General features: G+C 63.2%; 24 protein-coding genes. 11 read left to right on the top strand and 13 right to left on the bottom strand.

Annotation, left to right across the window (positions count from 1 at the left end):
- Positions 1-91: 91 nt before the first annotated feature.
- From M5B99_RS19880 to M5B99_RS19890, 3 genes are all read right to left on the bottom strand, one after another.
- Positions 92-901, bottom strand: coding sequence for a phasin family protein (locus M5B99_RS19880; RefSeq protein WP_248805694.1), 810 nt, complete (start codon positions 899-901; stop codon positions 92-94).
- A 10-nt stretch (positions 902-911) separates the two neighbouring features.
- Positions 912-1,334 carry a phasin family protein gene (locus M5B99_RS19885; protein WP_248805634.1) on the bottom strand — a complete coding sequence of 141 codons (423 nt, stop codon included), beginning with the start codon at positions 1,332-1,334 and terminating at the stop codon, positions 912-914.
- Between the two features lie 239 nt (positions 1,335-1,573).
- Positions 1,574-1,849: a polyhydroxyalkanoic acid system family protein gene (locus M5B99_RS19890; protein WP_248805635.1), complete on the bottom strand. Its 276-nt coding sequence runs from the start codon at positions 1,847-1,849 to the stop codon at positions 1,574-1,576.
- 153 nt (positions 1,850-2,002) lie between these two features.
- Between M5B99_RS19890 and ubiE the strand changes: the two genes are divergently transcribed.
- From ubiE to M5B99_RS19940, 10 genes are all read left to right on the top strand, one after another.
- Entirely contained in the window at positions 2,003-2,773 is a 771-nt protein-coding gene (gene ubiE / locus M5B99_RS19895; RefSeq protein WP_103497711.1) for a bifunctional demethylmenaquinone methyltransferase/2-methoxy-6-polyprenyl-1,4-benzoquinol methylase UbiE, read from the top strand.
- The gene (locus tag M5B99_RS19900; RefSeq protein ID WP_248805636.1) at positions 2,773-3,396 is read left to right on the top strand and encodes an SCP2 domain-containing protein; all 624 of its coding nucleotides are present in this window, start codon (positions 2,773-2,775) and stop codon (positions 3,394-3,396) included. The genes ubiE and M5B99_RS19900 overlap by 1 nt, the downstream gene beginning before the upstream one ends.
- Complete coding sequence (ubiB, locus tag M5B99_RS19905) at positions 3,393-4,997, top strand: ubiquinone biosynthesis regulatory protein kinase UbiB (protein ID WP_248805637.1); 1,605 nt, start codon at positions 3,393-3,395, stop codon at positions 4,995-4,997. Before M5B99_RS19900 ends, ubiB begins: the two co-directional genes overlap by 4 nt.
- An 80-nt stretch (positions 4,998-5,077) precedes the next feature.
- Positions 5,078-5,470, top strand: coding sequence for a phosphoribosyl-AMP cyclohydrolase (hisI, locus tag M5B99_RS19910; protein WP_248805638.1), 393 nt, complete (start codon positions 5,078-5,080; stop codon positions 5,468-5,470).
- Positions 5,471-5,472: 2 nt separating this feature from the next.
- The gene (locus M5B99_RS19915; protein ID WP_018929162.1) at positions 5,473-5,805 is read left to right on the top strand and encodes a phosphoribosyl-ATP diphosphatase; all 333 of its coding nucleotides are present in this window, start codon (positions 5,473-5,475) and stop codon (positions 5,803-5,805) included.
- A gap of 23 nt (positions 5,806-5,828) precedes the next feature.
- Positions 5,829-6,107, top strand: a complete 279-nt coding sequence (locus tag M5B99_RS19920) for a twin-arginine translocase TatA/TatE family subunit (RefSeq protein WP_248795915.1) — start codon at positions 5,829-5,831, stop codon at positions 6,105-6,107.
- Between the two features lie 10 nt (positions 6,108-6,117).
- Positions 6,118-6,579, top strand: coding sequence for a Sec-independent protein translocase protein TatB (gene tatB / locus M5B99_RS19925; protein ID WP_248805639.1), 462 nt, complete (start codon positions 6,118-6,120; stop codon positions 6,577-6,579).
- The gene (gene tatC / locus M5B99_RS19930; protein WP_248805640.1) at positions 6,576-7,361 is read left to right on the top strand and encodes a twin-arginine translocase subunit TatC; all 786 of its coding nucleotides are present in this window, start codon (positions 6,576-6,578) and stop codon (positions 7,359-7,361) included. The genes tatB and tatC overlap by 4 nt, the downstream gene beginning before the upstream one ends.
- Positions 7,358-8,065 carry a 16S rRNA (uracil(1498)-N(3))-methyltransferase gene (locus M5B99_RS19935; protein WP_248805641.1) on the top strand — a complete coding sequence of 236 codons (708 nt, stop codon included), beginning with the start codon at positions 7,358-7,360 and terminating at the stop codon, positions 8,063-8,065. Before tatC ends, M5B99_RS19935 begins: the two co-directional genes overlap by 4 nt.
- A gap of 371 nt (positions 8,066-8,436) precedes the next feature.
- On the top strand, positions 8,437-10,380 hold the full coding sequence (locus M5B99_RS19940) for a methyl-accepting chemotaxis protein (RefSeq protein WP_248805642.1): 1,944 nt from the start codon (positions 8,437-8,439) through the stop codon (positions 10,378-10,380).
- Positions 10,381-10,518: 138 nt separating this feature from the next.
- Here the strand turns inward: M5B99_RS19940 and M5B99_RS19945 are convergent, their stop codons facing one another.
- The 5 genes from M5B99_RS19945 to pip form a co-directional block, all read right to left on the bottom strand.
- Positions 10,519-11,319: a transporter substrate-binding domain-containing protein gene (locus M5B99_RS19945; protein WP_248805643.1), complete on the bottom strand. Its 801-nt coding sequence runs from the start codon at positions 11,317-11,319 to the stop codon at positions 10,519-10,521.
- 202 nt (positions 11,320-11,521) lie between these two features.
- Entirely contained in the window at positions 11,522-14,092 is a 2,571-nt protein-coding gene (gene mdoH / locus M5B99_RS19950) for a glucans biosynthesis glucosyltransferase MdoH (protein WP_248805644.1), read from the bottom strand.
- A complete protein-coding gene (locus M5B99_RS19955; RefSeq protein WP_318654581.1) occupies positions 14,085-15,875 on the bottom strand; it encodes a glucan biosynthesis protein G in 1,791 nt (596 codons plus the stop codon). Before M5B99_RS19955 ends, mdoH begins: the two co-directional genes overlap by 8 nt.
- Positions 15,876-16,140: 265 nt before the next feature.
- The gene (gene dtd / locus M5B99_RS19960; RefSeq protein WP_248805646.1) at positions 16,141-16,578 is read right to left on the bottom strand and encodes a D-aminoacyl-tRNA deacylase; all 438 of its coding nucleotides are present in this window, start codon (positions 16,576-16,578) and stop codon (positions 16,141-16,143) included.
- Complete coding sequence (gene pip, locus M5B99_RS19965) at positions 16,575-17,546, bottom strand: prolyl aminopeptidase (RefSeq protein ID WP_248805647.1); 972 nt, start codon at positions 17,544-17,546, stop codon at positions 16,575-16,577. Before pip ends, dtd begins: the two co-directional genes overlap by 4 nt.
- A gap of 273 nt (positions 17,547-17,819) precedes the next feature.
- Between pip and M5B99_RS19970 the strand changes: the two genes are divergently transcribed.
- Positions 17,820-18,740, top strand: coding sequence for a hypothetical protein (locus M5B99_RS19970; protein ID WP_248805648.1), 921 nt, complete (start codon positions 17,820-17,822; stop codon positions 18,738-18,740).
- Positions 18,741-18,871: 131 nt separating this feature from the next.
- On the opposite strand, the gene hutG is transcribed toward M5B99_RS19970, so the two are convergent.
- The 5 genes from hutG to hutH (M5B99_RS19995) form a co-directional block, all read right to left on the bottom strand.
- Positions 18,872-19,675, bottom strand: coding sequence for an N-formylglutamate deformylase (hutG, locus tag M5B99_RS19975; RefSeq protein WP_248805649.1), 804 nt, complete (start codon positions 19,673-19,675; stop codon positions 18,872-18,874).
- 11 nt (positions 19,676-19,686) lie between these two features.
- A complete protein-coding gene (gene hutI, locus M5B99_RS19980; protein ID WP_248805650.1) occupies positions 19,687-20,892 on the bottom strand; it encodes an imidazolonepropionase in 1,206 nt (401 codons plus the stop codon).
- 20 nt (positions 20,893-20,912) lie between these two features.
- Complete coding sequence (locus M5B99_RS19985; protein ID WP_248805651.1) at positions 20,913-22,319, bottom strand: amino acid permease; 1,407 nt, start codon at positions 22,317-22,319, stop codon at positions 20,913-20,915.
- Between the two features lie 400 nt (positions 22,320-22,719).
- Positions 22,720-24,258 (bottom strand): histidine ammonia-lyase, encoded by a 1,539-nt coding sequence (gene hutH / locus M5B99_RS19990; RefSeq protein ID WP_248805652.1) that lies wholly within the window; start codon positions 24,256-24,258, stop codon positions 22,720-22,722.
- A 109-nt stretch (positions 24,259-24,367) separates the two neighbouring features.
- Positions 24,368-25,891 carry a histidine ammonia-lyase gene (gene hutH, locus M5B99_RS19995; RefSeq protein WP_248805653.1) on the bottom strand — a complete coding sequence of 508 codons (1,524 nt, stop codon included), beginning with the start codon at positions 25,889-25,891 and terminating at the stop codon, positions 24,368-24,370.
- Positions 25,892-25,940: the final 49 nt, after the last annotated feature.

Consider the following 25,940-nt stretch of genomic DNA (forward strand, 5'->3'; position numbering starts at 1 on the left):
AAGCGACATGGCAGGCAACACATCTTTCCCTGACACAAACAAAAACGCCCGACCTTCACAGGCCGGGCGTTTTCATTCAGCGGGTAACGACTCAGGCTTGAGAGGCTGGAGTCGGTGCTGTTGGCGTAGCCGCTGGAGCGGATGCCGGAGCCGGAGAGGCCGAGTTGGCGGCCGATACCGGAGCCGCAGCAGGCTTGGCCGCCGCAGTAGGAGCCGGCTTCGCGGCAGCAGGCTTTTTCGCCGCCGCTGGCTTGGCAGCCGGTTTCGCTGTCACAGGCTTGGCCGCAGGTTTCACAGCCGGTTTGGCCACCGCGGTTTTCGCCGCCGGCTTGGCCGCAGGTTTCGCTGCTGGCTTGGCCACCGCTTTGGCTGCCGGCTTGGCTGCCGCAGTTTTCGCCACCGGCTTGGCCGCTGCTTTAACCAACGGCTTGGCTGCCGCTTTCGCCGCCGGCTTGGCCGCTGCCGTTTTCGCCGAAGCGGGAGTCACGGCCTGACCGGTCAATTTTTCGATCTGCTTGGTCAAGGTATCGACCTTGCTGTGCAGCGCCTTCACCTCATTACGGCTCGGTACGCCCAGGCGCGAAATGGCGCTGTTCAGGCGTTTGTCGAAAGCCCCTTCCAGCTCGTCCCACTTGCCCAGTGCCCGGTCCTTGACCCCGGCGATGCGCGACTTGGCCGAACTGGCGGAGTCCTTGGCCGCATCGACCTTCTTGTCGACCGCGGTCTTGGTGAGCTTCTCGGCCTTCTCGCCATCCTTCACCAGCGTCTCGAAGAGTTTGCTGCCGTCGGTATCGATCTTCGAGTACACGCCTAAACCAGCAAGCCAGATTTTGCGGGAGTATTCCTCAACCTTCCCGATCCACGAGCTGCTTTCTTTCTCGGTATTCTTTTTGCCAGCCATCCCGTTCTCCTTAATGTTTACGCGCGACACGTTCGAGCAATGCCGTCAGCTCATCGAGCTTAGCAGAGAGTGTCTCCACATCATGTTTAGACGGAATCCCGATGCGATTCAAGGCACTGGCGACACGGTGGTCGAAGGCCTTCTCGACCTTGTCCAGCTGCACTTCCACCCTGCCCTTGAGGCTGGTGACTTCGCTCTTCACGTTATCGATCTGGCTGTTGGCCGCTTCACGCTGCGCGCCAATCAGTTTTTTACCTTCTTTTTCAACACCTTGGCCAGCTTCCACGAGTTCCTTGAAGTACTCGCTGCTTTCGCGGCCGACCTTGGTATAAGCACCCAGACCCGCCAACCAGATCTTGCGGGCATACACTTTCACTTCAGCCAGGGCGGTTGGCTGACCGTCGGATTTTTTCTTCAGACTTACTTTGGCCATGGTGCACCTCACATGTGAAGGGTTGGAGGACCTGCCCACCGGAATGGGGGCTTATGCACAAAGTAATGAGAAAAATTAGAATGGGCACCCTAAAGGCCGGCCCGGTGTCGCAGCGGTGCTCCTTATTGTGCGAGCGGAGCTTGTTGTGGGAGCGGAGCTTGCCCGCGAAGAGGCCCTTGAGACCGCCAGGAGCCTCGCGGGGTGCGGCGATCCGACAAGCACCACTTCCACACTCGTGTTCAGACCAGCGCCTTGTCCAGGGCCTTTTCGATCTCGGCCTGGATGGTGCCGCTCATGGCCGACATCAGCAGGCCCAGCTCGACATCGACACGGATCCTTTCTTCACTCACATGCACCGCGCCTTTGACCCCGGAACGCTTGAGGTTCAGGGTGTCGCCGGACCACTGCGGCTCCAGGCCATACTGCCCGGCCAGCTTCTGCGCCAACTGGTCGGCCTTCTCGCGTGCACCGGCCTTGCCCAGGCCATGGGCGCGTTCAACACTAATACGGGCCATCGAATACTCCTGCTCTATCGGGACTTGCCCGGCGCGTCCTGAGCCTGAATGCGTCAAAACGTCCCGGCGGTTGCCTATCTTACATGCACCCTTGCCAAGACAAAGCCGGCCACCGGGATTAGAATGCCCGCATTCTCTTCTGGTGACAGCGACATGACTGATCAGCGCAAAGGCAGCGATGCCGAACCCACCACGCACTTCGGCTTCAAGAACGTACCGGAAAGCCAAAAGGCGGAAAAGGTCGCCGAGGTGTTCCACTCCGTGGCCGCCAAGTACGACCTGATGAACGACGTGCTGTCCGGTGGCATGCATCGCCTCTGGAAGCGCTTCACCATCGAACTGTCCGGCGTGCGCACGGGCAACCGGGTGCTGGATATCGCCGGCGGCACCGGCGATCTGGCACGCAAGTTCTCGCACCTGGTGGGCCCCACCGGCCAGGTGGTGCTGGCCGACATCAACGCCTCCATGCTCAAGGTCGGTCGTGACCGCCTGCTGGACCTGGGCGTGGCCGGCAACGTCGAGTTCGTCCAGGCCGATGCGGAAAAACTGCCGTTCCCGGACAACCATTTCGACTGCGTGACCATCGCCTTCGGCCTGCGCAACGTCACCCACAAGGAAGACGCCCTGCGCTCCATGCTGCGAGTCCTCAAGCCCGGCGGCCGCCTGCTGGTACTGGAGTTCTCCAAGCCGACCAACGCGCTGATGTCCAAGGTCTACGACGCCTACTCGTTCGCCTTCATGCCGCTGGCCGGCAAGCTGATCACCAACGACTCGGAAAGCTACCGTTACCTGGCCGAATCGATCCGCATGCACCCGAACCAGGAAACCCTGAAATCGATGATGGTGGAAGCCGGTTTCGACCGCGTGACCTACCACAACATGACCGCGGGCATCGTCGCCCTGCATCGCGGCATCAAACCCTGATGCTGCTCAGCGGCCTTCTCGCCGGCGTCGAACACGGGCTCAATCGCGTGCTGCGCCTTGACAGCACGGCCTTGAGCCGCCTGGGCCACCTGACCGGCAAAGTCATCGAGGTCGACTGCGCCAGCCCGGCCCTGAAGCTGTTCATCCTGCCCAGCGACGAAGGCCTGCTGCTGGCCGCGCATTGGGCCGCCGAGGCCGACTGCATCCTCCGTGCCCCGGCCTCGAGCCTGCTGAACCTGGCCCTGAGCCGCGACAAGACTGCCGTGCTCCACGGCCCAGAAGTGCACCTGGAAGGCGACAGCGCGGTGCTGCTGGACCTGGCCGGGGTGCTCCAGGACCTGGAGCTGGACTGGGAGTACGAACTCTCGCGCTGGCTCGGGCCGGTCGCCACGCCCCTGCTCAGCGGCCACCTGCGCAGCCGCGCCGGCTGGTACAGGCAGGGCTTTGCCAGCCTGAAGCAGAACCTCGCCGAATACCTCAGTGAAGAGTCCCGCGCCCTGGTCGGCACCCAAGAGGCCGAAGCACGCTTCGCCGAGCTGGACCGGGTCAAGCTCGACCTGGAACGTCTCGAGGCGCGTGTCGAGCGCCTTTCCCGATCCCTCAAATCCAGCGATAACGCATGAAGCTGCTTGCCGTCCGCCGTCTGTTGCGCATCCAGCGCGTCGTGATCCGTTACCGTCTCGATGACCTGCTGTTCGAATTACCCCTGCCCTGGTTCCTCCTGGCACTGCGCTTTGCCCTGCCCTGGCGCTGGTTCCCGCGCAAGACCCTGGACCTGAGCCGCGGCGCACGCCTGCGCCTGGCCCTGCAGGACCTCGGACCGATCTTCATCAAGTTCGGCCAGATCCTCTCCACCCGCCGCGACCTGCTGCCCGAGGACATCGCCGACGAGTTGATGCTGTTGCAGGACCGCGTGCCGCCGTTCGACTCACAGACTGCGGTCAAGCTGATCGAATCGCAGTTGGGCAAGAAGATCGACGAGGTCTTCAGCCGCTTCGATATCGCGCCCCTGGCCTCGGCCTCGGTGGCCCAGGTCCATGCCGCCCAGCTCAAGAGCGGCGAAGAAGTGGTGGTGAAGGTCATCCGCCCCGGCCTCAAGCCCATCATCGCCCAGGACCTGGCGTGGCTGTTCCTCCTCGCCCGGGCCGCCGAGCGGGTTTCGGCCGACGCCCGCCTGCTGCACCCGGTGGACGTGGTCAGCGACTACGAAAAGACCATCTACGACGAACTCGACCTGCTACGCGAGGCGGCCAACGCCAGCCAGCTGCGGCGCAACTTCGAAGGCTCGGAGATGATGTACGTGCCCCAAGTCTACTGGGACTGGTGCCGACCGAAAGTGCTGGTGATGGAGCGCATCTACGGTATCCAGGTCACTGACCTGGCGACCCTGGCCGACCAGCGCACCGACATGAAAATGCTCGCCGAACGCGGCGTCGAGATCTTCTTCACCCAGGTCTTCCGCGACAGCTTCTTCCACGCTGACATGCACCCCGGCAACATCTTCGTCAGTACCGTGAACCCGTGGAGCCCGAAGTACATCGCCATCGACTGCGGCATCGTCGGCAGCCTGACCCCGGAAGACCAGGATTACCTGGCCCGCAACCTGTTCGCCTTCTTCAAGCGTGACTACCGCCGCGTCGCCCAGTTGCACATCGATTCAGGCTGGGTACCGGCGCACACCAAGCTCAACGAGTTCGAAGCGGCGATCCGCACCGTGTGCGAGCCGATCTTCGAAAAACCGCTCAAGGACATCTCCTTCGGCCAGGTGCTGATGCGCCTGTTCCAGACCGCGCGGCGTTTCAATATGGAAGTCCAGCCGCAACTGGTGCTGCTGCAGAAAACCCTGCTCAACATCGAAGGCCTGGGGCGCCAGCTGTACCCGGACCTGGACCTGTGGAGCACCGCCCAGCCGTTCCTCGAGCGTTGGATGCGCGAGCGCGTCAGTCCGAAAACCCTGCTCGGCAACCTGCAGGGCCAGATCGAGCAACTGCCGCACCTGGCCAATATGACCCGCGATCTGCTGGAACGCATGGCCCAACCCCACGCCGTCCATCCCGAGCCGAAAGAAAAGCGCCGCAAGGACGACTGGCTCCTGCGCCTCCTCGGCTGCGCGCACCTCGGTGGCGGCGCGGTACTGGCTGCTGGCGGGCCATTGCAGGAACTCGGCCACTGGCCAGCAGCTATCATGGTCGTCGTGGGCTTGTATCTGATCGTGCGCCGATAGCCAGTCAGGCCGTGGGCTGGCACACTGTTCATACGCCGAGGCACCACCACGCGGGTGGTGTCCGGTTGTCGGAGTCGAAGATGAAAGACTGGCTGGACGAGATCAAATGGGACAGTGACGGCCTGGTGCCGGCCATTGCCCAGGATCACAAGACCGGGCGCATACTGATGATGGCCTGGATGAACCGCGAGGCGCTGCAACTGACTGCCAGCGAGAACCGCGCCATTTACTGGTCACGCTCCCGTGGCAAGTTGTGGCGCAAGGGCGAAGAGTCGGGCCATGTGCAACACTTGCATGAAATGCGCCTGGACTGCGACGCCGATGTGATCATCCTGATGGTCGAGCAGGTCGGCGACATTGCCTGCCACACCGGCCGCCACAGTTGCTTCTACCGCGTGTATGAAAACGGCGACTGGAAGATCGTCGACCCGGTCCTCAAGGACCCGCACAGCATCTACTCAGCAGGACATTGAACATGACTGACACCCTGACCCGTCTGGCCCAGGTGCTGGAAGAGCGCAAAGGCGCCGCCGCCGACAGTTCCTACGTCGCCAGCCTGTATCACAAGGGTCTGAACAAGATCCTGGAAAAGGTTGGCGAGGAGTCGGTCGAGACTATCATTGCTGCAAAGGATGCCGCGATCAGTGGCGACTGCAGCGACGTCATCTATGAAACCGCCGATTTGTGGTTCCACAGTATGGTCATGCTCGCCCAACTGGGGCAGCATCCGCAGGCCGTGCTGGACGAACTGGATCGCCGCTTCGGCCTGTCCGGACACGTCGAGAAAGCCTCGCGCCCGTCCGCCTAACAACTCTCGAGAGGAGCAGCACCATGGGCATTTTTGACTGGAAACACTGGATCGTCATCCTGGTTGTCGTCGTGCTGGTGTTCGGCACCAAGAAACTGAAAAACCTGGGCACCGACGTCGGCGAATCGATCAAGGGCTTTCGCAAGGCCATGAACGACGAAGAAAAACCCGCCGAGCCGGTGGTGCCACCTGTCGTACAACCGGCTCAGCCGGTGCAGCCGCAGGCCACGGCCCAGCAGAACACGCCGCACACCATCGACGTGCAGGCGCAAAAAGTAGAAGAGCCCCGCAACAATTCGTGAGCACTGACTAATGTTCGGTATCAGCTTCAGTGAACTGCTGCTCGTGGGCCTGGTGGCCCTGCTGGTGCTCGGCCCCGAGCGCCTGCCCCATGCCGCGCGCACGGCAGGCCTGTGGGTCGGAAGGTTGAAGCGCAGCTTCAACGCGATCAAGCAGGAAGTGGAACGCGAGATCGGTGCCGACGAGATCCGCCGGCAACTGCACAACGAGCACATCCTCTCGCTGGAGCAGGAGGCTCGCAAGATTCTCTCACCGATCGCCACCAGCGCGCCGGTCGAGCCGGTGGCCGAGCAGACGATCCACGCGGTTCCGCCGACGTCGCCGGAAGTCCCGCCGACGCCGGTGAGCGCCGCCGAGCCGGTCGCGGTACTCGGTGCCGTGGAACCGACGCCGCACCTGACAGAACCCGCAAGCACGACGCCAACCGCCGCGCCTGCGCCTCATGACCCTACTTTGCCGCCGCGAGCCCCATGAGCGATATTCCGGAAAACGACCAGCACATGCCGCTGGTTTCGCATCTCACCGAGTTGCGCACCCGCCTGCTGCGTTGTGTCGCGGCGATCTTCCTGATCTTCGCCGGGCTGTTCGCCTTCACCCAGCAGATCTACACCTTCGTCTCCATCCCGCTGCGCCAGTACCTGCCCGCCGGCGCAACGATGATCGCCACCGACGTGTCGTCGCCGTTCCTGACGCCGCTCAAGCTGACCATGATGGTCTCGCTGTTCCTGGCCATCCCGGTGATCCTGCACCAGATCTGGGGCTTTATCGCGCCGGGCCTGTACAAGCATGAAAAACGCATCGCCGTGCCGCTGCTGGTGTCGAGCATCCTGCTGTTCTACACCGGCATGGCCTTCGCCTACTTCCTGGTGTTCCCACTGATCTTCAAGTTCTTCGCCGCCGCCACCCCGGCCGGCGTGGAAATGATGACCGATATCACCAGCTATCTCGACTTCGTGATGACGCTGTTCTTCGCCTTCGGCGTGGCCTTTGAGATCCCGGTGGCCGTGGTACTGCTGGTATGGATCGGCGTGGTCGACATCAAGTACCTGAAGAAGATCCGGCCCTACGTAGTCATCGGCTGCTTCGTGGTCGGGATGATCCTGACCCCGCCGGATGTGTTCTCCCAGACCCTGCTGGCCGTGCCGATGTGGTTGCTGTTCGAGATCGGCATCCTGTTCGGTGGCCTGGTCCGCAAACGCAGCGAAGAAGAGTCCGCCGACCGCGACGACGCCCAGCCGCCAGCCCCGCTGACGTGAACCTGCTGCTGCTGGAGGAGGCCGACTTTATCGCGGCCGACCTCGTGGTGCTGCGTGATCGGCGCCTGACCCATATGCAGGAAGTCCATCGCCTGGCGGTGGGTGACAGCCTGCGGGTGGGACGTATCGGCGGTCTGATGGGCAGCGCCGAGGTGCTGCGCCTGGACGCCACGGAAGCCGAGCTGCGGGTCAGCCTGGATCGGGCGCCACCGGCGAAGCTGCCGCTGACCCTGATCCTCGCCCTGCCGCGCCCGAAGATGCTTCGGCGAGTGTTCCAGACTGTCGCTACCCTCGGCGTACCGAAAGTGGTGCTGGTGAACAGCTATCGCGTGGAAAAGAGCTTCTGGCAGACGCCGTTCCTCGAGCCGGCGGCGATTCGCGAGCAACTGATCCTCGGCCTGGAGCAGACCCGCGACACCGTGCTGCCGGAAATCGTCATCGAGAAGCGCTTCAAGCCCTTCGTCGAAGACCGCCTGCCGGCCATCGGCGCGGGCACCCTCGGCCTGGTCGGCCACCCCGGCGACTACCCGTCCTGCCCACGCGGCCTGGATGAGCCGGTAACCCTGGCCATCGGCCCGGAAGGTGGCTGGATTCCCTACGAGATCGAGCTGCTGGGCAAGGCCGGGCTGCAACCGGTGCAACTCGGCGAACGCATCCTGCGGGTCGAAACCGCCGTGACCGCCCTGCTCGCCCGGCTGTTCTGACCCCCGGATCAAGCCTGAACGCATAGATCTCACCTTGAGCACATAGACCCTGTGGGAACACATAGACCCTGTGGGAACACATAGACCCTGTGGGAACACATAGACCCTGTGGGAACACATAGACCCTGTGGGAGCGGAGCTTGCCCGCGAAGCTTTTAGCGGCCTCACCGACCTATTCGCGGGCAAGCTCCGCTCCCACAGGAACCGTGTTCGACCTTGACAAAGGATCGACAGAAAAAGACCTCAAGCTTCAAAGAGCTTTCCCACAGCCCATTCAGGTCGCATCTCCCGCGCCCAAGCCGATGACAGAACATGCCCCGCGCAGTGACGCGTGAGGGCCATGGACTTATCTGTTTGGCAGGAGATACATCATGTTCCACTGGCTGACACGCGCACTGCGCGACCGCAGTATCCGCTTCAAACTGGCCCTGGGCTTTGGCCTCGTGCTGCTCTTGACCCTGGCGGTCACCCTCACCGGCTGGCACGCCCTGGGCACCACCATAGAACGCTCGCACACGCTGTCGAGCATTGCCCGGCTCAGCCGCCTGACCAGCGACATGCGCGCCGATCGCATCGCCTTCCGGGTGCTGAACGACCCGCAGAGTCGCATCCGGATCACCCGCCAACTGACGAGCATCGAGAAACTCTTGGCAACGCTCCTGCCGCGCCTGACGGACCCGGGCGAGCGACAGATCCTCACCGACCAGCAGCGCGCGACCCAAGGTTTCCAGACCACCCTCGACGATCTCGATGAAAACCTGCGCGACCGCGACCGTGCCCGCAAACGCATGAACGCCGGCCTGGTACAGGCCACCCAGGCGGTGGCCCGCTTCGCCGCCCATCAACTGCGCGAAGCCAGCAAAAGCCCCCACGCACAGCAGTGGCAGGCCCCGCTCAAACAGACAGAAGAACTGCGCCAACTGGTCAATGACACCCACGCCAGCGTGCAGGCACCGGCCTACCTGTCCGATTCGCTGCAAGCCTATTCGGAGCAGGCGCTGAAGGCGATCGACCGGCTTGGACAACTTGAGAGCCAGGTGACACCGCTGACCGCGTCACTGGCCGACGACCATCAGCGCATGCTCCTGGAGCTGCGCCACTACCGCGAGGCCCTGCAGCGTTTCAAGGACGCGCAACTGCTCGCCGAGGCGGCGCACAACGTGATGGAGAGTTTGGGCGACCGGCTGCTGACCGGCAACGAGGAACTCAGCCGCAGCCAGACCCTGGCCCGCGATGGCCAGGCTCAGGCGGCGAAATGGATGCTGGCGAAAATAGCCCTGCTGGCCTGGTTGATCGCGACCCTGGCCGCCTGGGTCCTCAGTCGCCAATTGCTGATTCCGCTCTCACGCAGCCTGAAACTGGCCCGCCATATCGCCGCTGGCGACCTGAGCCGCGATGTGGCGGTGGATCGCCAGGATGAGCTCGGCCAGTTGCAACAGGCCATGCGCGGCATGACCCTCGGCCTGCGGGAGCTGATCCGGGGCATTGGTGCCAGCGCCTCGCGGGTGGCCAGCGCCGCGGAACACCTGTCGACCAGCACCGAACAGACCGACGCCAGCGTCAACAGCCAGTACGCCGCCACCGAGCAAGTGGCCGCCGCCATGAAACAGATGACCGCCAGCGTGCTCGAGGTCGCCCGTCACGCCGAAACCGCCTCCGTGGCGGCCACCCAGGCCGACCAGCAGGCCCGTGAAGGCGACAGTGCCGTGGCCGACGCCATCGAACAGATCGAACAGCTCGAGCAACAGATGCAACGCTGCTCCCAGGCCATGGACGGGCTCCAACGAGAAAGCGAGCGGATCGGCAGCGTGCTCGATGTGATCAAGTCGGTGTCCCAGCAAACCAACCTGCTGGCCCTGAATGCCGCCATCGAAGCGGCCAGGGCCGGTGAGGCCGGGAGTGGTTTTGCCGTGGTCGCCGATGAGGTCCGCTGCCTGGCGCAACGCACCCAGGACTCGGCGCAGGAGATCAGGGACCTGATCGCGGCCTTGCAAGGCGGGACCCAGGAGGTCGCGGGCATGCTCGACAACAGCCGCAAACTGACCCGTCACAGTGTCGAGTCGAGCCGCCACAGCGGCGGTAAACTGGAGGCCATCAGCCGCAGCGTGTCGCAGATCCTCGGGATGAACGAACAGATTGCCGCCGCCGGCGAAGAACAGAGCGTGGTCGCCGAACAGATCAGCCGCAGCGTGCTGCATGTACGGGACATGTCCCAGCAGACCGCCAATGCCTGCGACGAAACCGCCGCCGCCAGCCTGCAACTGAGCCAGCTGGGGGCTCAGTTGCAGCGGCTGGTGGAGCGCTTCAAGGTCTGAGCCCCCCACTCCCCGTGTATGCGAGCTTTTGTGGGAGCGGAGCTTGCCCGCGAAGCGGTCCGTGAGAACGCCAGAAGCTTCGCGGGCAAGCTCCGCTCCCACATGAGGTTTGCGGGGCACGTACCATCGCACCCGGGCTCAATCGATCTCGGCCAGCCAGTCACTCGCCTTGAACCACTTGTCGTGGATCCGATCATAGGTGCCATCTTCGGCGATCTGGTGGAGAAAGTGGTTGATCCAGTTGAGACTGTCGTGGTCGCCCTTCTTCACCCCGAAGGCCAGCGGCTCGTAGGTGAACGGCTGGTCCAGGCACAACAGCTTGCCCTCGCCCAGTTTGTTCACCGCCACCAGGTTGTAGGGTGCGTCGTGGACAAAGGCGTCGGCCTTGCCGTCGAGCACGGCCCGTACACCCTCCTCCTCATTGGCGAAAATGCTCAGTTGAGCCTCACCCATCATTTTTTTCGCGACGATTTCACCCGTGGTCCCGGCCTTGGCGGCAATGCGATAACCCGCCGCGTTGAGGTCCTCGAAACCCTGCACCTTGCTGCCCAGTTCCAGAGGAATCAGCAGCGTCTGCCCGACCACGATAAAGGCATCGCTGAAGTTGAGCCGCAGGTTGCGCTCCTGGGTCAGGGTCATGCCGCTGGCGATCAGATCGAACTTGTCGGCCAGCAAACCAGGGAGCAGCTCGGCGTAAGGGCTGGACACCAGCTCCAGCTTGACCCCCAGCGCCCGGCTCATTTCACGCAACAGATCGATCTCGAAACCGATTATTTCGCCGCGCTTGTTCGTCATTTCGAAGGGAATATACGTAGGATTGGTCCCCACTTTCAGACTGCCGCGCTTGAGTGCATCGTCAATGGCGCCCGCTTGCAGCGCACAGGCGTGAGTGAGCACAACCAGACCCAACAGCAGGATCGATAGAAACCTTTTCATCATGAAACTCCCAGGGCCGCTTTTCCGGTCGTACCGCCAAGCCCTGCGACACCTGCGCGAAAGCACGGCGCCGGATCTGGCGGAGACGATTTTGGGGGGCGATCCTAACGTACTCGAATGCGAGGCAACACCGAGGGGAGGCGGGTCTTTTGTTACCAAATGACAAAGGGGCCGCGGTGCTTGTCACACCGCGGCCCCTCGGGCGTCAGGCGGGCTGGGCCGCCGTCGTGGCCGGTTGCAGAGGCAGCAACGGCGCATGGGGATCGGCCTTGATCGACTGGCGCCAGGCGCCCAGCCACTCGGCATGGCCTTCGCTCCAGACCTGCTCATGCAAGCGGGTCAGGGCTACCGGATCGCTCAGCAGGTGCAAGCGCGACTGATTGTCCAAACCGGTCGGACCGACCTTCAGCGCATGCCGCACACGCTCGACACGCAGCCATTCGATCGGTTCGGCATGACCGTGACGGGCCGTTGCCAGGGCACAGGCCAGGGCATTCTGGCGTGGATCGACCACCGCCCGGACAAAGCCGTCATTCAGCGCATGCCAACGGTTTTCGTGGGTGTACTCATCCGTGGCCAGCAACGCTTGCGGCGGGTTGTATTCCTCGGGAATGAGAAACAGGCTCTCATCCTTGGAACTCAAGCCCAAGTTGACCCGGCTGGAGATCACCGAAACCGGGATCGACAGCATCAGCGAACCGACGATCGGTGTCAGCCACCAGAGAAAGCTCGGATTGAGCCAGACCACCAGCAGTGCCCAGAGCGCACCCAGCAGGGTTTGCGGACCATGTCGGCGCACCGCTTCGCTCCACGGCGTGGAATCGTCGTCACGCTGCGGAGAATTCCAGGTCGCCGCCCAGCCGAGGAACGCGGCCAGGACAAAACGGGTGTGGAAAATCATCCGCACCGGCGCCAGCAGCATGGAGAACAACATCTCCAGCAGCATCGACAGGGTCACCTTGAACTTGCCGCCGAACTCTTTCGCGCCCTTGGCCCAGATCAGGATGATGCTCAGCAGCTTGGGTAGGAACAGCAGCACGATGGTGGTGGAGAACAGCGCCACCGCCTTGTCCGGATGCCATTGCGGCCACAGCGGATAGAGCTGGCGTGGCTCCATGAAGTACTGCGGCTCCATCAGCGTGTTGACCGCCAACAGGGCCGTCGACAGCACCAGGAAGAAGAACCATAGCGGCGCCGACAGGTAGGACATCACGCCAGTGAGGAACACCGCACGGTGCACCGGGTGCATGCCCTTGACCAGGAACAGGCGGAAGTTCATCAGGTTGCCGTGACACCAGCGGCGGTCGCGCTTGAGTTCGTCGAGCAGGTTCGGCGGCAGTTCTTCGTAGCTGCCCGGCAGGTCGTAGGCAATCCACACACCCCAGCCGGCGCGGCGCATCAGCGCGGCTTCGACGAAGTCATGGGAAAGGATCGCACCGGCGAAGGCACCTTTACCCGGCAACGGCGCCAGGGCGCAGTGCTCGATAAACGGCTTCATGCGGATGATCGCGTTGTGGCCCCAGTAGTGGGATTCGCCCAACTGCCAGAAGTGCAGGCCGGCGGTGAACAGCGGACCGTAGACGCGGGTCGCGAACTGCTGCATGCGCGCATAGAGGGTATCCATGCCCGACGCCCGTGGCGCGGTCTGAATGATCCCGGCGTCCGGCGTGGCTTCCATCAGCCGCACCAGGCTGGTCAGGCATTCGCCGCTCATGACGCTGTCGGCGTCGAGCACCACCATGTACTTGTAGTCACCGCCCCAGCGACGGCAGAAGTCGTCGAGGTTGCCGCTCTTGCGCTTTACCCGACGGCGGCGACGGCGGTAGAAGATCTTGCCGAAGCCCGAGGCTTCGCGGCAGACATCCAGCCAGGCCTGTTGCTCGGCGACACAGATATCGCTGTCGTTGCTGTCGCTGAGGACGAAGAAGTCGAAGCGGTCCAGGTCACCGGTGGCCGCGACCGACTCGAAGGTCGCCCGCAGGCCGGCAAAGACCCGTGGCACGTCTTCGTTGCAGATCGGCATGACGATGGCGGTACGCGCATCCTTGGCGATCGGCTCGCTGCCGGCGCTGGCGCCGGAGATACGGTACTTGTCGTGCCCGGTGAGCAATTCGAGAAAGCCCATCAACGCGGTCCAGAAACCCGCCGAGACCCAGCAGAACAGAATCCCGAACAGCACCAGGATGCTGGTTTGCAGCAGATAAGGCAGCACTTGCTGGGCGGTCTGCAACAGCGGTTGATGCACCACTTCGTTGAGGTCGACGAATGCCCAGCCCTGGTAAGGCATGATGCCTTTCATATACCAGCCGGCGACGATGGTCTGGCCGAGCATCAACACCAGCAGGATATAGCGGCGAATCGAACCCACGGTACGCCAGCGCGCATGGGGCAGGTCGCGTTTGTCATCCTTGGGCGCAGGCGGGTTGCTACGCCCGGTCAGGCGCCGCCAGCCGCGCACCAGGATATTGGTGCGCCACGGTTCCGGAACCACCCGGGTCCGGCGGATCGGCGGCGTGGCCTTGAGGCGCACGCGCCCGGTGGCATCCACCGCGAGCATCTCGGCATCTTCCAGATCGACCGCCGAATCAAGGATCAGGCGCCGCCCAACCGAAGCCTGCGCGGCATCGGCGGGGTCAACCGCCGGCTGCTCGCTCAGGCGCTCGTGCAGTTCGGCAAACGAGGTGCAGTTCGACAGCTGCGCACGCTGCTCATTGCTCAGTGGCAAGTGCGCCAGGTACTCGAAAAGAGCCTCTGGCTGTACGTTTGGGTTACTCATCGGCGGGCAACTGGTAGCTCCAGGTCTCGGTCAGGACTTGTTCAGTCGGCACCGGTACCGGGGTGGTTGGGGCAGCATCGGGAGCTGGCGCCTCGGCGTCATGCTCTTTCTTGTCCTGAGCCTGCTCTTTCTTATCCTGAGCCTGCGCTTTCTTTTCCAGGGCCAGCTCTTTCTCTTGCTGCTTGGCCGCGACCTTGTCGGCCTTGACCACCTGGGACGAGACCGCAACCTTGGCCGGATCCGCCGTAGTGAGGTCCTTGACCAGGTTCGCCCGCAGCTCGGTGGCCTTGCCCGGATCCTTGACCTTCAAGCGCAGGGTCAGGCGCCAGCCCTGGGTTTCCGAATTGTAGCGCAGGCTGTTTTCCACCAGCTCGGCGTTGTCGCCGACGCTGACCTGGCTGCGCACCGGCGCATCTTCAGGCAAGGCCTTGAGGGACGGGCCTTCGAAGTCGATCAGGTAGGCCACGCTGCCATCCGGCTGGCGGATCAGGTTGGATTGCTTGACGTCACCGGTGGACTTGAGGGTCTGCTTGACCCAGGCGCTGTCCGGCGAATGCAGGGCCGCTTCATCAGTGGTCCAGTGCAGGCGGTAGGCGAAGTTCATCGGCTGGCCAGCCTCGGCGCGCTCGGCCGGGTTCCAGAAAGCCACGATGTTGTCGTTGGTTTCGTCGGCGGTCGGAATCTCCACCAGGTCGACGGTGCCCTTGCCCCAGTCGCCCTTGGGCTCGATCCAGGCGCTTGGGCGCTTGTCGTAGCGGTCATCGAGGTCTTCGTAGTGGCTGAAATCACGGCCACGTTGCAGCAAGCCGAAGCCCCGCGGGTTTTCCACGGAGAAATTGCTCACCGACAGGTGTTTCGGGTTGTTCAGTGGACGCCAGACCCACTCGCCATTGCCGGCATGGATCGACAGGCCGCTGGAGTCATGCAGCTCGCGACGGTAGTTGAGGACCTTGGACGGCTGGTTGGCGCCGAACAGGAACATGCTGGTCAGCGGAGCCACGCCGAGCTTGCCGACCTTGTCGCGCAGGTACATCTGCGCCTTCACGTCGACGATGGTGTCGGTGCCCGGACGCAGGATCAGGCGATAGGCGCCAGTGGCCCGTGGCGAGTCGAGCAAGGCGAAAATCACCAGGTGCTTGTCGGTCGGCTTGGGTTGCTGGATCCAGAACTCGGTGAAGCGCGGGAACTCTTCGCCGGACGGCAAGGCGGTGTCGATGGCCATGCCACGGGCCGACAGGCCATAGGTCTGGCCCTTGCCGACGACGCGAAAGTAACTCGCGCCGAGCATGGTCATGATCTCGTCCTGCTTGTCCGCCTTGTTGATCGGGTAAAGCACGCGAAAACCGGCATAACCCAGCTGTTCGGTGGATTTTGGATCGAACTTGACGTCACCGAAATCGAAACGGGTCGGGTCGTACTTGATTTCTTTCACATCGTCGGCGGTGATTTCGTTGATCTTCACCGGCGTATCGAAGTGCATGCCCTGATGGTAGAACGACAGTTTGAAGGGGGTCTTCTCACCCGCCCATTCGGCCTTGTCGGTCAGGAAACGGATTTTCTGGTAGTCCGCGAACTTCATGTCACGGAACTCGTTCGGCAGATTGCTGCGCGGAGCTTCGTATTTCTGCCCGGCCAGCGTCTTGGCCTTGGCCGACACATCATCCAGATTGAACGCAAAGAGTTGGCCGGCGCTGAGCAGGCAAAGCAGTGCCGAGCCCGCCACCAGCGCTTTTCTCAACCCTTTGGCAGTCAGTGTTGGAGCATTACAGGGACTAACAATCACGAGCAACCCTCGCCGAAAACAGATCAAAAACCAACGGCCAGCTATCTATATGCCAGGTTGGCGAGCATTGTTCCGACTCCGATGGGGGCAAATGATTCCCCAAACGGTCACGGACAAGTCTCTACCTAAGTCAAAATGGACCAACGAACGCCGATCACCGTAGCGCGCGATTATCTAGTAGGCCGCGTTACAACGCATCAGGTGAAACAAAGTATTTATCGCGAAAACCCCCTGTTTTCAGCCAAGTACGTCGTTTTTGGTGCATTCAGGTCTGTAACAGGAAGGTGACCGGGCCATCATTGACCAGATGCACTTGCATGTCCGCCCCGAAACGCCCGGTCGCCACCTGCCCATGCAAGCGTTGCGCCTGTGCCACTACGTAGTCGAACAACACCTCGGCGAGCGCCGGAGGCGCCGCCGTGGAGAAGCTCGGGCGCAATCCGCTCTGGGTATCGGCCGCCAGGGTGAACTGCGACACCAGCAGCAAACCGCCGCCGGTGTCCGCCAGGGACAGGTTCATCTTGCCCTGCGGATCGCTGAACACCCGATAGTTAAGCAGCTTCTTCAGCAGTTTGTCGGCCTGCGCCTGGGTATCGCCCGGCTCCACCGCCAGCAACACCAGCAAACCCTGGTCGATAGCCCCGACGACGTCTCCCGCCACCTCCACCCGCGCGCCGCTGACGCGTTGCAACAACCCCTTCATGCTTCTTCGAGAGGCAGGTCGAGCAGACGCCGGGCCATCTGGTCGGCAGCCCGCACCAGGGCATCGGTGATACCCGGTTCGGACGCCGCGTGACCGGCATCGCGAATCACCTGCAACTCGCTGTTGGGCCAGGCCTGGTGCAATTCCCAGGCGTTGTCCAGCGGGCAGATCGCATCGTAGCGACCGTGCACGATCACCCCCGGCAGATGGGCGATCTTGTCCATGTCGCGGATCAGTTGGTTCGGTTCGAGAAAGGAGTTGTTGGTAAAGTAGTGGCATTCGATTCGGGCAATCGACAGCGCGCGCTGCGGCTCGGAGAAGCGGTCGACCACCAGCGGGTTCGGGCGCAGGGTCGCGGTACGGCCTTCCCACAGGGACCAGGCCTTGGCCGCGTGCATCTGGGCGATCTGGTCGTTGCCGGTCAGACGCTTGTGGAACGCGTTGAGCAGGTCGTCGCGTTCATCCAGCGGGATCGGCGCCATGTAGTCCTGCCAGTAATCCGGGAACAAGCGGCTGGCACCGCTCTGGTAGAGCCATTCAACGTCCTGTGGCCGGGCCAGGAAAACCCCGCGCAGGATCAGCCCGTGGACCCGTTCCGCGTGGGTCTGGGCGTAGGCCAGGGCCAGCGTCGAGCCCCAGGAACCGCCGAACAGCAGCCATTTCTCAATCCCCAGGTGCTGGCGAATCCGCTCAAGGTCGGCCACCAGGTCCCAGGTGGTGTTGTTCTCCAGGCTCGCGTGGGGGGTCGAGCGCCCGCAACCACGCTGGTCGAAGGTAACGATGCGAAACAGGTTGGGGTCGAAATAGCAGCGGCTCTGGGCATCGCAACCGGCTCCCGGTCCTCCGTGGATGAAGACCACCGGCAAACCTTCCGGCGAACCGCTCTCATCGACATACAGCACATGCGTTTCATCCACGGCCAGATCGTGCCGGGCGTAGGGTTTGATCTGCGGGTACAAAGTCTGCATCACGCGCTCCGTAGGGGGTCGAGGTCATCCCTGATGGGGACTTCATATTATTCTGCCGTTCGGCATCATAAACCCGAAACGCGGAATCGGCATGCCCTTGTCAAAAGCCCGGGCGCACAGGCGCATTTGTCACGCGCGCCCTTCCGTCGGATGCTGCCTAGCCATTTGGTCAGTGTTCAAGTCGGCCCGATAAACGCTTCAATAGCCAAGTCACGTAGAACGGCAGGAGCCGTTCTGCCGGGGTATCCGTGCAAAAGTGAAAGGGAGTTTCCAATGCAGCAAGACTATTTGCCGGGCCTGCTGTCCTACCCGGAGAAGGCCATCATCCTCGCTGACAACGAAATGTTTATCCGCGCCCTCTCCGAACTGGGGCTCGACGCCGCCGTCGTCGACTCCACAGAACCGCTGCCGGCGCACAGCCTGGTGTTTTCCTTTACCCACCAGGGCGCCCGGCAATTCTATGAGCGCGCGGCCAGGACCCGGGACAAGCAAAGCATCCTCTGCCCGCTGCATGCTTTCGATTCGGGCCTGGACAATGCGCTGTACAGCCTGATGCTGTTATTGCGCAGCGATTTCGCCGACTGCCTGCGGCGCCAGCGCGACTACCTCAAGCTGTTGAGCCGGCACCAACGTCTGCATCTGGCCGGCGAAGGTTCGCGGGCCGACGTCTGGTTGAAAAGCCGCTCGGCCCCTTACGTCACGACCCGCGACGAAATCAGCAACTCATTCGTGCTGTCCGTCTCGGAGTTGTTCGAAGTGCATTACGCGCATATGCGCCCGGACAGTCCCGATCTCTTTCAATTGAACGGTATCCTGCGCATCAGCGGCCTGCTGACGTCCCAGGGCCGCTGCAGGACGCCGCTGGCCAGCGGCGTCGACGAACAGTTGCTGGCGCTGACCCAACGTGTCGCCCGGCACCAGGCCTGGCTGCATATCGAATACAACCAGGTGCGCTCATTCAAGGTCGCCGGGCAGGAATATGCCGGCCTGCTGGCGCGGACCGCGGGCGACAGGGGGCTGTACCTGAGCGAGTTCGCCATCGGCGTCAACGACACCATCGGGCCGAACATCAACTACAGCCACAACTCGCCGCTGAACGAAGGTGTCAGCGGCGTGCATGTGGGCCTGGGGGACGGCGCCAGCGGTTATCACATCGACTTCCTGAGTCCAGGGGTCGAGGTGCACCCGGGATGACACCAACCTGTAGGCGCTGGGTTGCCAGCGATGAGGCCCGCAACGACGGTGCAAGCCTCAAGGGCACCATCGCCGGCAAGCCGACTCCCACAAGGATCGCCTTACACCCCAAAGGCCATGTAACCGGGGTTTCAGCGCCCGTAGTGCTCGCGGCCCCAGGCCAGCAGGCCTTGCAGCAGCTCCTTGAGCACCACCCGGGTCGGTTCCGCCAGGTCGCTGCGGTAGTTGAACGGTTCAAACTCTTCCATATAGGTGCACTGCCCCAGTTCGAGCTGCACCGCGTGGATGTCCTGCGCCGGGTCACCATAGTGACGGGTGATATGCCCGCCCTTGAAGCGCCCGTTCAGCACATGGCTGTAGGCCAGATGCCCGGCGCAGATGCCTTCCAGGCGCGCCGCCAGTAGCGGGTCGCAGCTGGCGCCATTGAAGGTACCCAGATTGAAGTCCGGCAGCTTGCCGTCGAACAGGTGCGGGATCACCGAGCGGATCGAGTGGGCGTCGAACAGCAAGGCATAGCCGAACTCGGCCTTGAGCCGCGCCAGCTCCTGTTGCAGGGTCTGGTGATACGGCGTCCAGATCTGCTCCAGGTAGCTGGCCCGCTCCGCAGCCGACGGCACCTGGCCCTCGACGAACAACGGCACGCCATCGAACAGGGTCGCCGGGTACAGGCCGGTGGTCGCACCGACATACAGCGGCTTGTCGTCGGACGGCCGGTTCAGGTCGATGACAAACCGCGAATAACCGGCCGCCAGGGTACTGGCGCCCAGCTCGGCGGCAAAATCATAGAGTCGCGGGATGTGCCAGTCGGTATCCGGCAGGCTTTGCGCTTCAGGGATCAACCCGGCCTTGACCGCCGGGGTCAGTTGCAGACCGGCATGGGGCATGCTGATCAACAGCGGCACGCGACCTTGTTTGAAACTCAGAACGTTATCCACAGGACAATCTCCTAGATCAGTACTTCGACACCATGGCGCACCACGCGCTTGCTCAGGTCACCACCCAGCCAGTAGGCCAGGTCCGCCGGCCGCTCGATCTGCCAGGCGACGAAGTCCGCGACCTTGCCGATCTCCAGCGAACCGTGGGTGGCGCCCATGCCCAGCGCGGTGGCGGCATGCTGGGTGACACCGGCCAGGGCTTCTTCCGGGGTCATGCGGAACAGGGTGCAGGCCATGTTCAACATCAGCCGCAGGGACAGTGCTGGCGAGGTGCCGGGGTTGAGGTCGCTGGCGATGGCCATCTTCACCCCGTGCTTGCGCAGGGCATCCATCGGCGGCAACCGGGTTTCGCGCAAAAAGTAGAATGCCCCGGGCAGCAGCACCGCAACGGTACCGGCGGCGGCCATGGCGATGGCATCCTCTTCGGTCATGAATTCCAGGTGGTCCGCCGACAGCGCCTGGTAACGCGCCGCCAGGCTCGAACCGTGTAGCGATGAAAGCTGCTCGGCATGCAGCTTGACCGGCAAGCCCAGTTGCTGCGCAACCTTGAACACTCGCTCGACCTGGGCCGGGGAAAACGCCAGGTATTCACAGAAGGCATCCACCGCATCCACCAGGCCTTCGGCGGCCAGGGCTGGGAGCATCTCGGCGCAGATATGCTCGATATAGTCATCGGCGCGCCCGCTATATTCCGGCGGCAAGGCATGGGCCGCCAGGCAGGTGCTGCGCACACTGACCGGAAGCTCGGCGCCGAGGCGGCGAATCACCTTGAGGATCTTGCGTTCGCTGTCCAGGTCCAGGCCATAGCCGGACTTGATCTCGACGCTGGTCACACCGTCGCGCAGCAGGCAGCTCAGGCGTTGCCGGGCACTGGCGAACAGCTCGTCCTCGCTGGCGGCACGGGTCGCCCGCACGGTGCTGGCAATCCCGCCACCGGCGGCGGCGATTTCGGCATAACTCACACCCTGCAGGCGCTGCTCGAACTCACCGCTGCGGTTGCCGCCGAACACCGTGTGGGTGTGGCAATCGATCAACCCCGGCGTGACCCAGGCCCCTTCCAAGTCATTGATCTGTGGATAATCCGCCGCCGGCAGTTCGGCCCGCGGGCCGATCCACTCGATCGTCGACGCCACGGTCACGATGGCGGCATCCTCGATGATCGAGTAGCTGCCTTGCGCCATGCTTGCAACGTGACAGTTCTGCCAAAGCGTTTTCATCCGGGGCCTCCGTTAGGTTATCAATGAGACAAAGCAGGTTCTTGCTCGGTGCGCGCGACCTGGACCGCCGTCGGCTTGACCCAGACCTGGTAGGCCAGCACCAGCAGGCCGATCCAGATCGCACCGACGATCAGCGCCGGCCGGGTGTCGGGGAAATAGCCCAGAACGCCGAAGATAAACACCATGAAGGCAATCGCCGCCATCGGCGCATAGGGCCAGAACGGTACCGGGAATTTCAGTTGCGCGGCCTCTGCACGGCTCATGGAACGACGCATGGCTACCTGGGTGATCAGGATCATGATCCACACCCACACGGTAGCGAAGGTGGCGATGGAAGCGATCAGCAGGAACACGTCTTCCGGGATCAGGTAGTTGAGCAGCACGCCCAGCAGCAGCGCGGCGGCCATGACCAGCACGGTCATCCACGGCACCCCGGCGCGGGACAGCTTGGCGAAGCCTTTGGGCGCATGGCCTTGCTGGGCCAGGCCGTACATCATGCGCCCGGCGCCGAAAATATCACTGTTGATGGCGGAGATCGCCGCCGAGATCACCACGATATTGAGGATAGTCGCCGCCGAGCCGATCCCCAGGTTCTGGAAGATCTGCACGAACGGACTGCCCTGGTTGCCGATCTGCTGCCACGGGTAGAGGGACATCAGCACGAACAGGGTCAGCACGTAGAACAGCAGGATACGCAGCGGCACCGCGTTGATCGCCTTGGGGATCACCCGTTGCGGGTCCTGGGCCTCACCAGCGGTGACGCCGATGATCTCGATGCCGCCGAAGGCGAACATGACCACCGCGAACGAGGCGATCATCCCGGCCGCGCCGTTGGGCATGAAGCCGCCGTTGCTCCAGAGGTTGCCGATGCCGACGCTCGCCGAGGGCGTGGCCGTGCTGATGCCGAAGAACAGGATGCCGAAACCGCCGAGGATCATCGCGACAATGGCACTGACCTTGAGCAACGACAGCCAGAACTCCATTTCACCGAAGACCTTGACGGTGCACAGGTTCAGGGCGCCGATGAAGAAGACGACGCCGAGGACCCAGATCCAGCGATCGACGTCGGGAAACCAGAAGCCCATATAGATGCCGAAGGCGGTGACATCGGCCAGGCCGACGATAACCATCTCGAACGCATAGGTCCAACCGAGGATAAAACCGGAACGGGGACCGATGTAGGTGCTGGCGTAGTGGCCGAAGGAGCCTGCGACCGGATCGTGCACGGCCATTTCGCCAAGAGCGCGCATGACCATGAACACCGCGGCGCCGCCGATCAGGTAGGCCAGCAGCACGGCCGGACCGGCCATCTGGATCGCCGAGGCGGAACCGTAGAACAGCCCGGTGCCGATAGCGGACCCCAGGGCCATGAAGCGAATATGTCGGGCCGAAAGCCCGCGTTTCAAACCTTTGACTTGCTGTTGCATTGCTCGTCCTTAATTATTCTTATCGGTAAAACTCGATGAGAATCAGACTGATGGCGAGTGTCTTGCGGCCACCCGGCCGCAAAAGGGGTCGCAGAGTACCCAACCCGGCACGCGCAGGCAAAACGCATCTGCCGGGTGGTGCCTCCCGGAGCGAACACCCCTGCCAAGCCGATCGCCGAACCTGTGGGAGCGGAGCTTGCCCGCGAAGCTTTTAGCGATCTCGCGAGCCCCTTCGCGGGCGCAGAACCTGTGGGAGCGGAGCTTGCCCGCGAAGCTTTTAGCGATCTCGCGGGCCCCTTCGCGGGCAAGCTCCGCTCCCACACAAGCTCCGTTCCTACACAAGCAGCATTCCACAGGGCAGTTATGCGTTCCTCGCCCCCAGTCTGTTCTCAGGCAACGCTTACAGGCTTGGCAGCAACTTCGCCGGGACCAGCGCATTCAGGCAACGGGAAGCCAGTAACTCACTGGCCGCCTCGATATCCGGCGCGAAGAAACGGTCCTTCTCGTAATACGCCACCTGCTCGCGCAAGGTCGCCCGTGCGGTTTCCAGGGTTGGCGAGGTTTTCAGGCCATTGCGCAGGTCCAGCCCCTGGCAAGCCGCCAGCCATTCCACAGCCAGAATTCCACGGGTGTTTTCAGCCATTTCCCACAGACGCTTGCCAGCCGCCGGCGCCATCGACACATGGTCTTCCTGGTTGGCGGAGGTCGGCAGGCTGTCGACGCTATGTGGGTGCGCCAGGGCCTTGTTTTCGCTGGCCAGGGCCGCGGCGGTCACCTGGGCGATCATGAAGCCGGAGTTGACGCCGCCATTGGCCACCAGGAACGGCGGCAGTTGCGACATGTGCTTGTCCATCATCAGCGAGATGCGACGCTCGCTCAGGGAACCGATTTCGGCAATCGCCAACGCCAGGTTGTCGGCGGCCATGGCCACCGGCTCGGCGTGGAAGTTGCCGCCCGAGATCACATCGCCTTCGGCAGCGAACACCAGCGGGTTGTCGGACACCGCGTTGGCTTCGATCACCAGCACTTCGGCGGCCTGGCGGAACTGGGTCAGGCAGGCGCCCATGACCTGTGGCTGGCAGCGCAGGGAGTACGGGTCCTGGACCTTCTCGCAGTTCTCGTGGGAGTCGGACACTTCGCTGCGCTCGCCCAACAGATGGCGATAGGCGGCAGCGGCATCGATCTGGCCATGTTGCCCACGGGCGGCATGGATCCGCGGGTCGAACGGCGAACGCGAACCCAATACCGCTTCAACGGTCAGCGCACCGCTGACCAGGGCGCCGGCGAACAGGTCCTCGCCTTCGAACAAACCACGCAGGGCATAGGCGGTGGACACCTGGGTACCGTTGAGCAGCGCCAGGCCTTCCTTCGCGGCCAGGGTCAGCGGTTGCAGGCCGGCCTGTTTCAGCGCGGCGTGGGCGTCCAGCCATTCGCCCTTGTAGCGGGCCTTGCCTTCACCCAGCAACACCAGGGACATATGGGCCAGCGGCGCGAGGTCGCCGGAAGCACCGACCGAACCTTTCAGCGGAATGTGCGGATAGACCTCGGCATTGATCAGGGCGATCAGCGCGTCGATCACCTGGCGGCGAATCCCGGAGAAACCACGGCTCAGGCTGTTGACCTTGAGCACCATGATCAGCCGTACCAGATCATCGCTGATCGGCACGCCGACACCGGCGGCATGGGACAGCACCAGGGAGCGCTGGAGGTTTTCCAGGTCTTCGCTGGCGATCCGGGTCGAGGCCAGCAGGCCGAAACCGGTGTTGATGCCGTAGGCGGTGCGATTCTCGGCGAGGATCTGCTCGACGCAGGCCACACTGGCTTCGATCTGTGCCGAGGCACTGTGGTCGAGGGTCAGTTTCACCGGCTGCTGATAGATGGCGCGCAGTTGGGCCAGGCTCAGTTGGCCGGGAATCAGGTTCAAAGCGGTCACATTCATGCTCCTTTTGAGAGTTTTATTAACTACCAGACGCTCCGGAAGCTTCCGTTATCCGTCGCCGCCGGCTTTTTGAGCCGGTGGCGCCTTGGCACGCTGGTTATTCGTGGAATCAGTGCAGATCGGGAAACCTGCGCTGGATCAATAGGGGGTCCTTGAGCAGGCTCGCCGCGCTGGCGATATCCGGCGCCAGCCAGCGGTCCTGGTCGTAGGCCGGGACGCGCTCGCGCAGCAGTTTCCAGGCGCGCTCGGTGCCGGCGCCGAAGCGCTGCGCCTTGAGGAATTCAAAAGCCTGGGCCGCCAGCAGGTATTCGATGGCGAGGATCTGCGTGCAGTTTTCCAGGGCCCGGTGCAATTTCAGCGCGGCGTTGGTGCCCAGGCTCAGGTGGTCTTCCTGCAGGCCCGAGGTGACGTAATTGTCGAGCACCGCCGGCTGCGCCAACTGGCGGTTTTCCGCACAAAGGGACGCGGCGACGTACTGCACGATCATCATCCCGGAGTTGACCCCGGGGTTGCTCACCAGGAAAGCCGGCAGGCCGCTGACATGGGGGTTGATCAGGCGGTCGAGGCGGCGCTCGGCAATCGAACCGATTTCCGCCATGGCGATCGCCAGCAGGTCCGCTGCCAGGGCCACCGACTGACCATGGGGGTTGGCCTGGGACATCACCCGGTAATGGTCCGGCGTCCCCAACAGCAGCGGGTTGTCGGTGCAACCGTTGAGTTCGATTTCGATCTGCCGGGTGGCATGGTCCAACTGGTCGCGGGCGGCACCGTGTACTTGTGGGATCGAACGCAGGCTGAGGGCGTCCTGGGTACGAATACCCAGGCTGGCGGCGATCACTTCGCTGCCGTCGAGCAGGCCGCGCAGGTTGTTGCCGACCTGCTGCATGCCGGGGTGAGGCTTGAGCGCGATGATTTCCGCATCGAACGCGGCGATCTGCCCACGCTGAGCCTCGAAGCTCATGGCACCGACCACATCGGCCCATTGCACCAGGCGGGTCGCGTCAGCCAAGGCCAGGCAGCTCAGGCCAGTCATGCACGGCGTGCCGTTGACCAGGCAGAGACCGTCCTTGGCGCCCAGTTGCACCGGTTGCAGGCCTTCGGCGGCCAGCGCCTGTTGCGCCGGGACGATCTGCCCGCGATAGCTCACCTGGCCGACACCGAGCAAGGCGATGCCGATATGAGCCATATGAGTCAGGTAACCCACCGAGCCCTGGGCCGGCACTTGCGGGGTGATACCGCGGTTGAGCAGCGCCAGCAGGGCTTCGACCACCTGGCGGTGCAGGCCGGATTTGCCATGGCTGTAGTTGACGATGGCGGCGCAGATAATCGCCCGGGTCTGTTCGTCGGGCAGCGCTGGGCCGACACCGCAGGCATGGCTGAGCAGGGTATTGCGCGACAGTTGGCTGAGCTGTTCGCCGGACAGCGAGACATTGCACAGCGCACCGAGGCCGGTGTTCACGCCATAGGCGCGCTCGCCGCTGACGACGATGCGCTGGACGATGGCCTGGGCATTGTCGATCCGCGCCCAGGTCTGGGGCGACAATTCGAGCGGCGCGCCGTGACGGGCCACCGCAACCACATCCTGCCAGCGCAAGGGGGCGTCGGCGATAACGATTTTTTCAGCCTGGGACATCTTCAACCTCATCTGTACAACCTGAATATTGATGCAGCCTTATCGCCGC

It is taken from the genome of Pseudomonas sp. MWU13-2100 (genome assembly GCF_023242365.1).
Lineage (GTDB): Bacteria > Pseudomonadota > Gammaproteobacteria > Pseudomonadales > Pseudomonadaceae > Aquipseudomonas.

What these genes read in the sequence shown, in the direction of transcription:
- M5B99_RS19970 (WP_248805648.1), top strand. Translation starts at nt 17,820, where the DNA reads ATGCAGCAAGACTATTTGCCGGGCCTGCTGTCCTACCCGGAGAAGGCC.
- M5B99_RS19920 (WP_248795915.1), top strand. Translation starts at nt 5,829, where the DNA reads ATGGGCATTTTTGACTGGAAACACTGGATCGTCATCCTGGTTGTCGTC.
- M5B99_RS19915 (WP_018929162.1), top strand. Translation starts at nt 5,473, where the DNA reads ATGACTGACACCCTGACCCGTCTGGCCCAGGTGCTGGAAGAGCGCAAA.
- M5B99_RS19945 (WP_248805643.1), bottom strand. Translation starts at nt 11,319, where the DNA reads ATGATGAAAAGGTTTCTATCGATCCTGCTGTTGGGTCTGGTTGTGCTC.
- M5B99_RS19900 (WP_248805636.1), top strand. Translation starts at nt 2,773, where the DNA reads ATGCTGCTCAGCGGCCTTCTCGCCGGCGTCGAACACGGGCTCAATCGC.
- hutH (WP_248805653.1), bottom strand. Translation starts at nt 25,891, where the DNA reads ATGTCCCAGGCTGAAAAAATCGTTATCGCCGACGCCCCCTTGCGCTGG.
- mdoH (WP_248805644.1), bottom strand. Translation starts at nt 14,092, where the DNA reads ATGAGTAACCCAAACGTACAGCCAGAGGCTCTTTTCGAGTACCTGGCG.
- pip (WP_248805647.1), bottom strand. Translation starts at nt 17,546, where the DNA reads ATGCAGACTTTGTACCCGCAGATCAAACCCTACGCCCGGCACGATCTG.
- dtd (WP_248805646.1), bottom strand. Translation starts at nt 16,578, where the DNA reads ATGAAGGGGTTGTTGCAACGCGTCAGCGGCGCGCGGGTGGAGGTGGCG.
- hutI (WP_248805650.1), bottom strand. Translation starts at nt 20,892, where the DNA reads ATGAAAACGCTTTGGCAGAACTGTCACGTTGCAAGCATGGCGCAAGGC.
- M5B99_RS19985 (WP_248805651.1), bottom strand. Translation starts at nt 22,319, where the DNA reads ATGCAACAGCAAGTCAAAGGTTTGAAACGCGGGCTTTCGGCCCGACAT.
- tatB (WP_248805639.1), top strand. Translation starts at nt 6,118, where the DNA reads ATGTTCGGTATCAGCTTCAGTGAACTGCTGCTCGTGGGCCTGGTGGCC.
- M5B99_RS19885 (WP_248805634.1), bottom strand. Translation starts at nt 1,334, where the DNA reads ATGGCCAAAGTAAGTCTGAAGAAAAAATCCGACGGTCAGCCAACCGCC.
- M5B99_RS19940 (WP_248805642.1), top strand. Translation starts at nt 8,437, where the DNA reads ATGTTCCACTGGCTGACACGCGCACTGCGCGACCGCAGTATCCGCTTC.
- hutH (WP_248805652.1), bottom strand. Translation starts at nt 24,258, where the DNA reads ATGAATGTGACCGCTTTGAACCTGATTCCCGGCCAACTGAGCCTGGCC.
- ubiB (WP_248805637.1), top strand. Translation starts at nt 3,393, where the DNA reads ATGAAGCTGCTTGCCGTCCGCCGTCTGTTGCGCATCCAGCGCGTCGTG.
- M5B99_RS19880 (WP_248805694.1), bottom strand. Translation starts at nt 901, where the DNA reads ATGGCTGGCAAAAAGAATACCGAGAAAGAAAGCAGCTCGTGGATCGGG.
- M5B99_RS19890 (WP_248805635.1), bottom strand. Translation starts at nt 1,849, where the DNA reads ATGGCCCGTATTAGTGTTGAACGCGCCCATGGCCTGGGCAAGGCCGGT.
- ubiE (WP_103497711.1), top strand. Translation starts at nt 2,003, where the DNA reads ATGACTGATCAGCGCAAAGGCAGCGATGCCGAACCCACCACGCACTTC.
- hisI (WP_248805638.1), top strand. Translation starts at nt 5,078, where the DNA reads ATGAAAGACTGGCTGGACGAGATCAAATGGGACAGTGACGGCCTGGTG.
- tatC (WP_248805640.1), top strand. Translation starts at nt 6,576, where the DNA reads ATGAGCGATATTCCGGAAAACGACCAGCACATGCCGCTGGTTTCGCAT.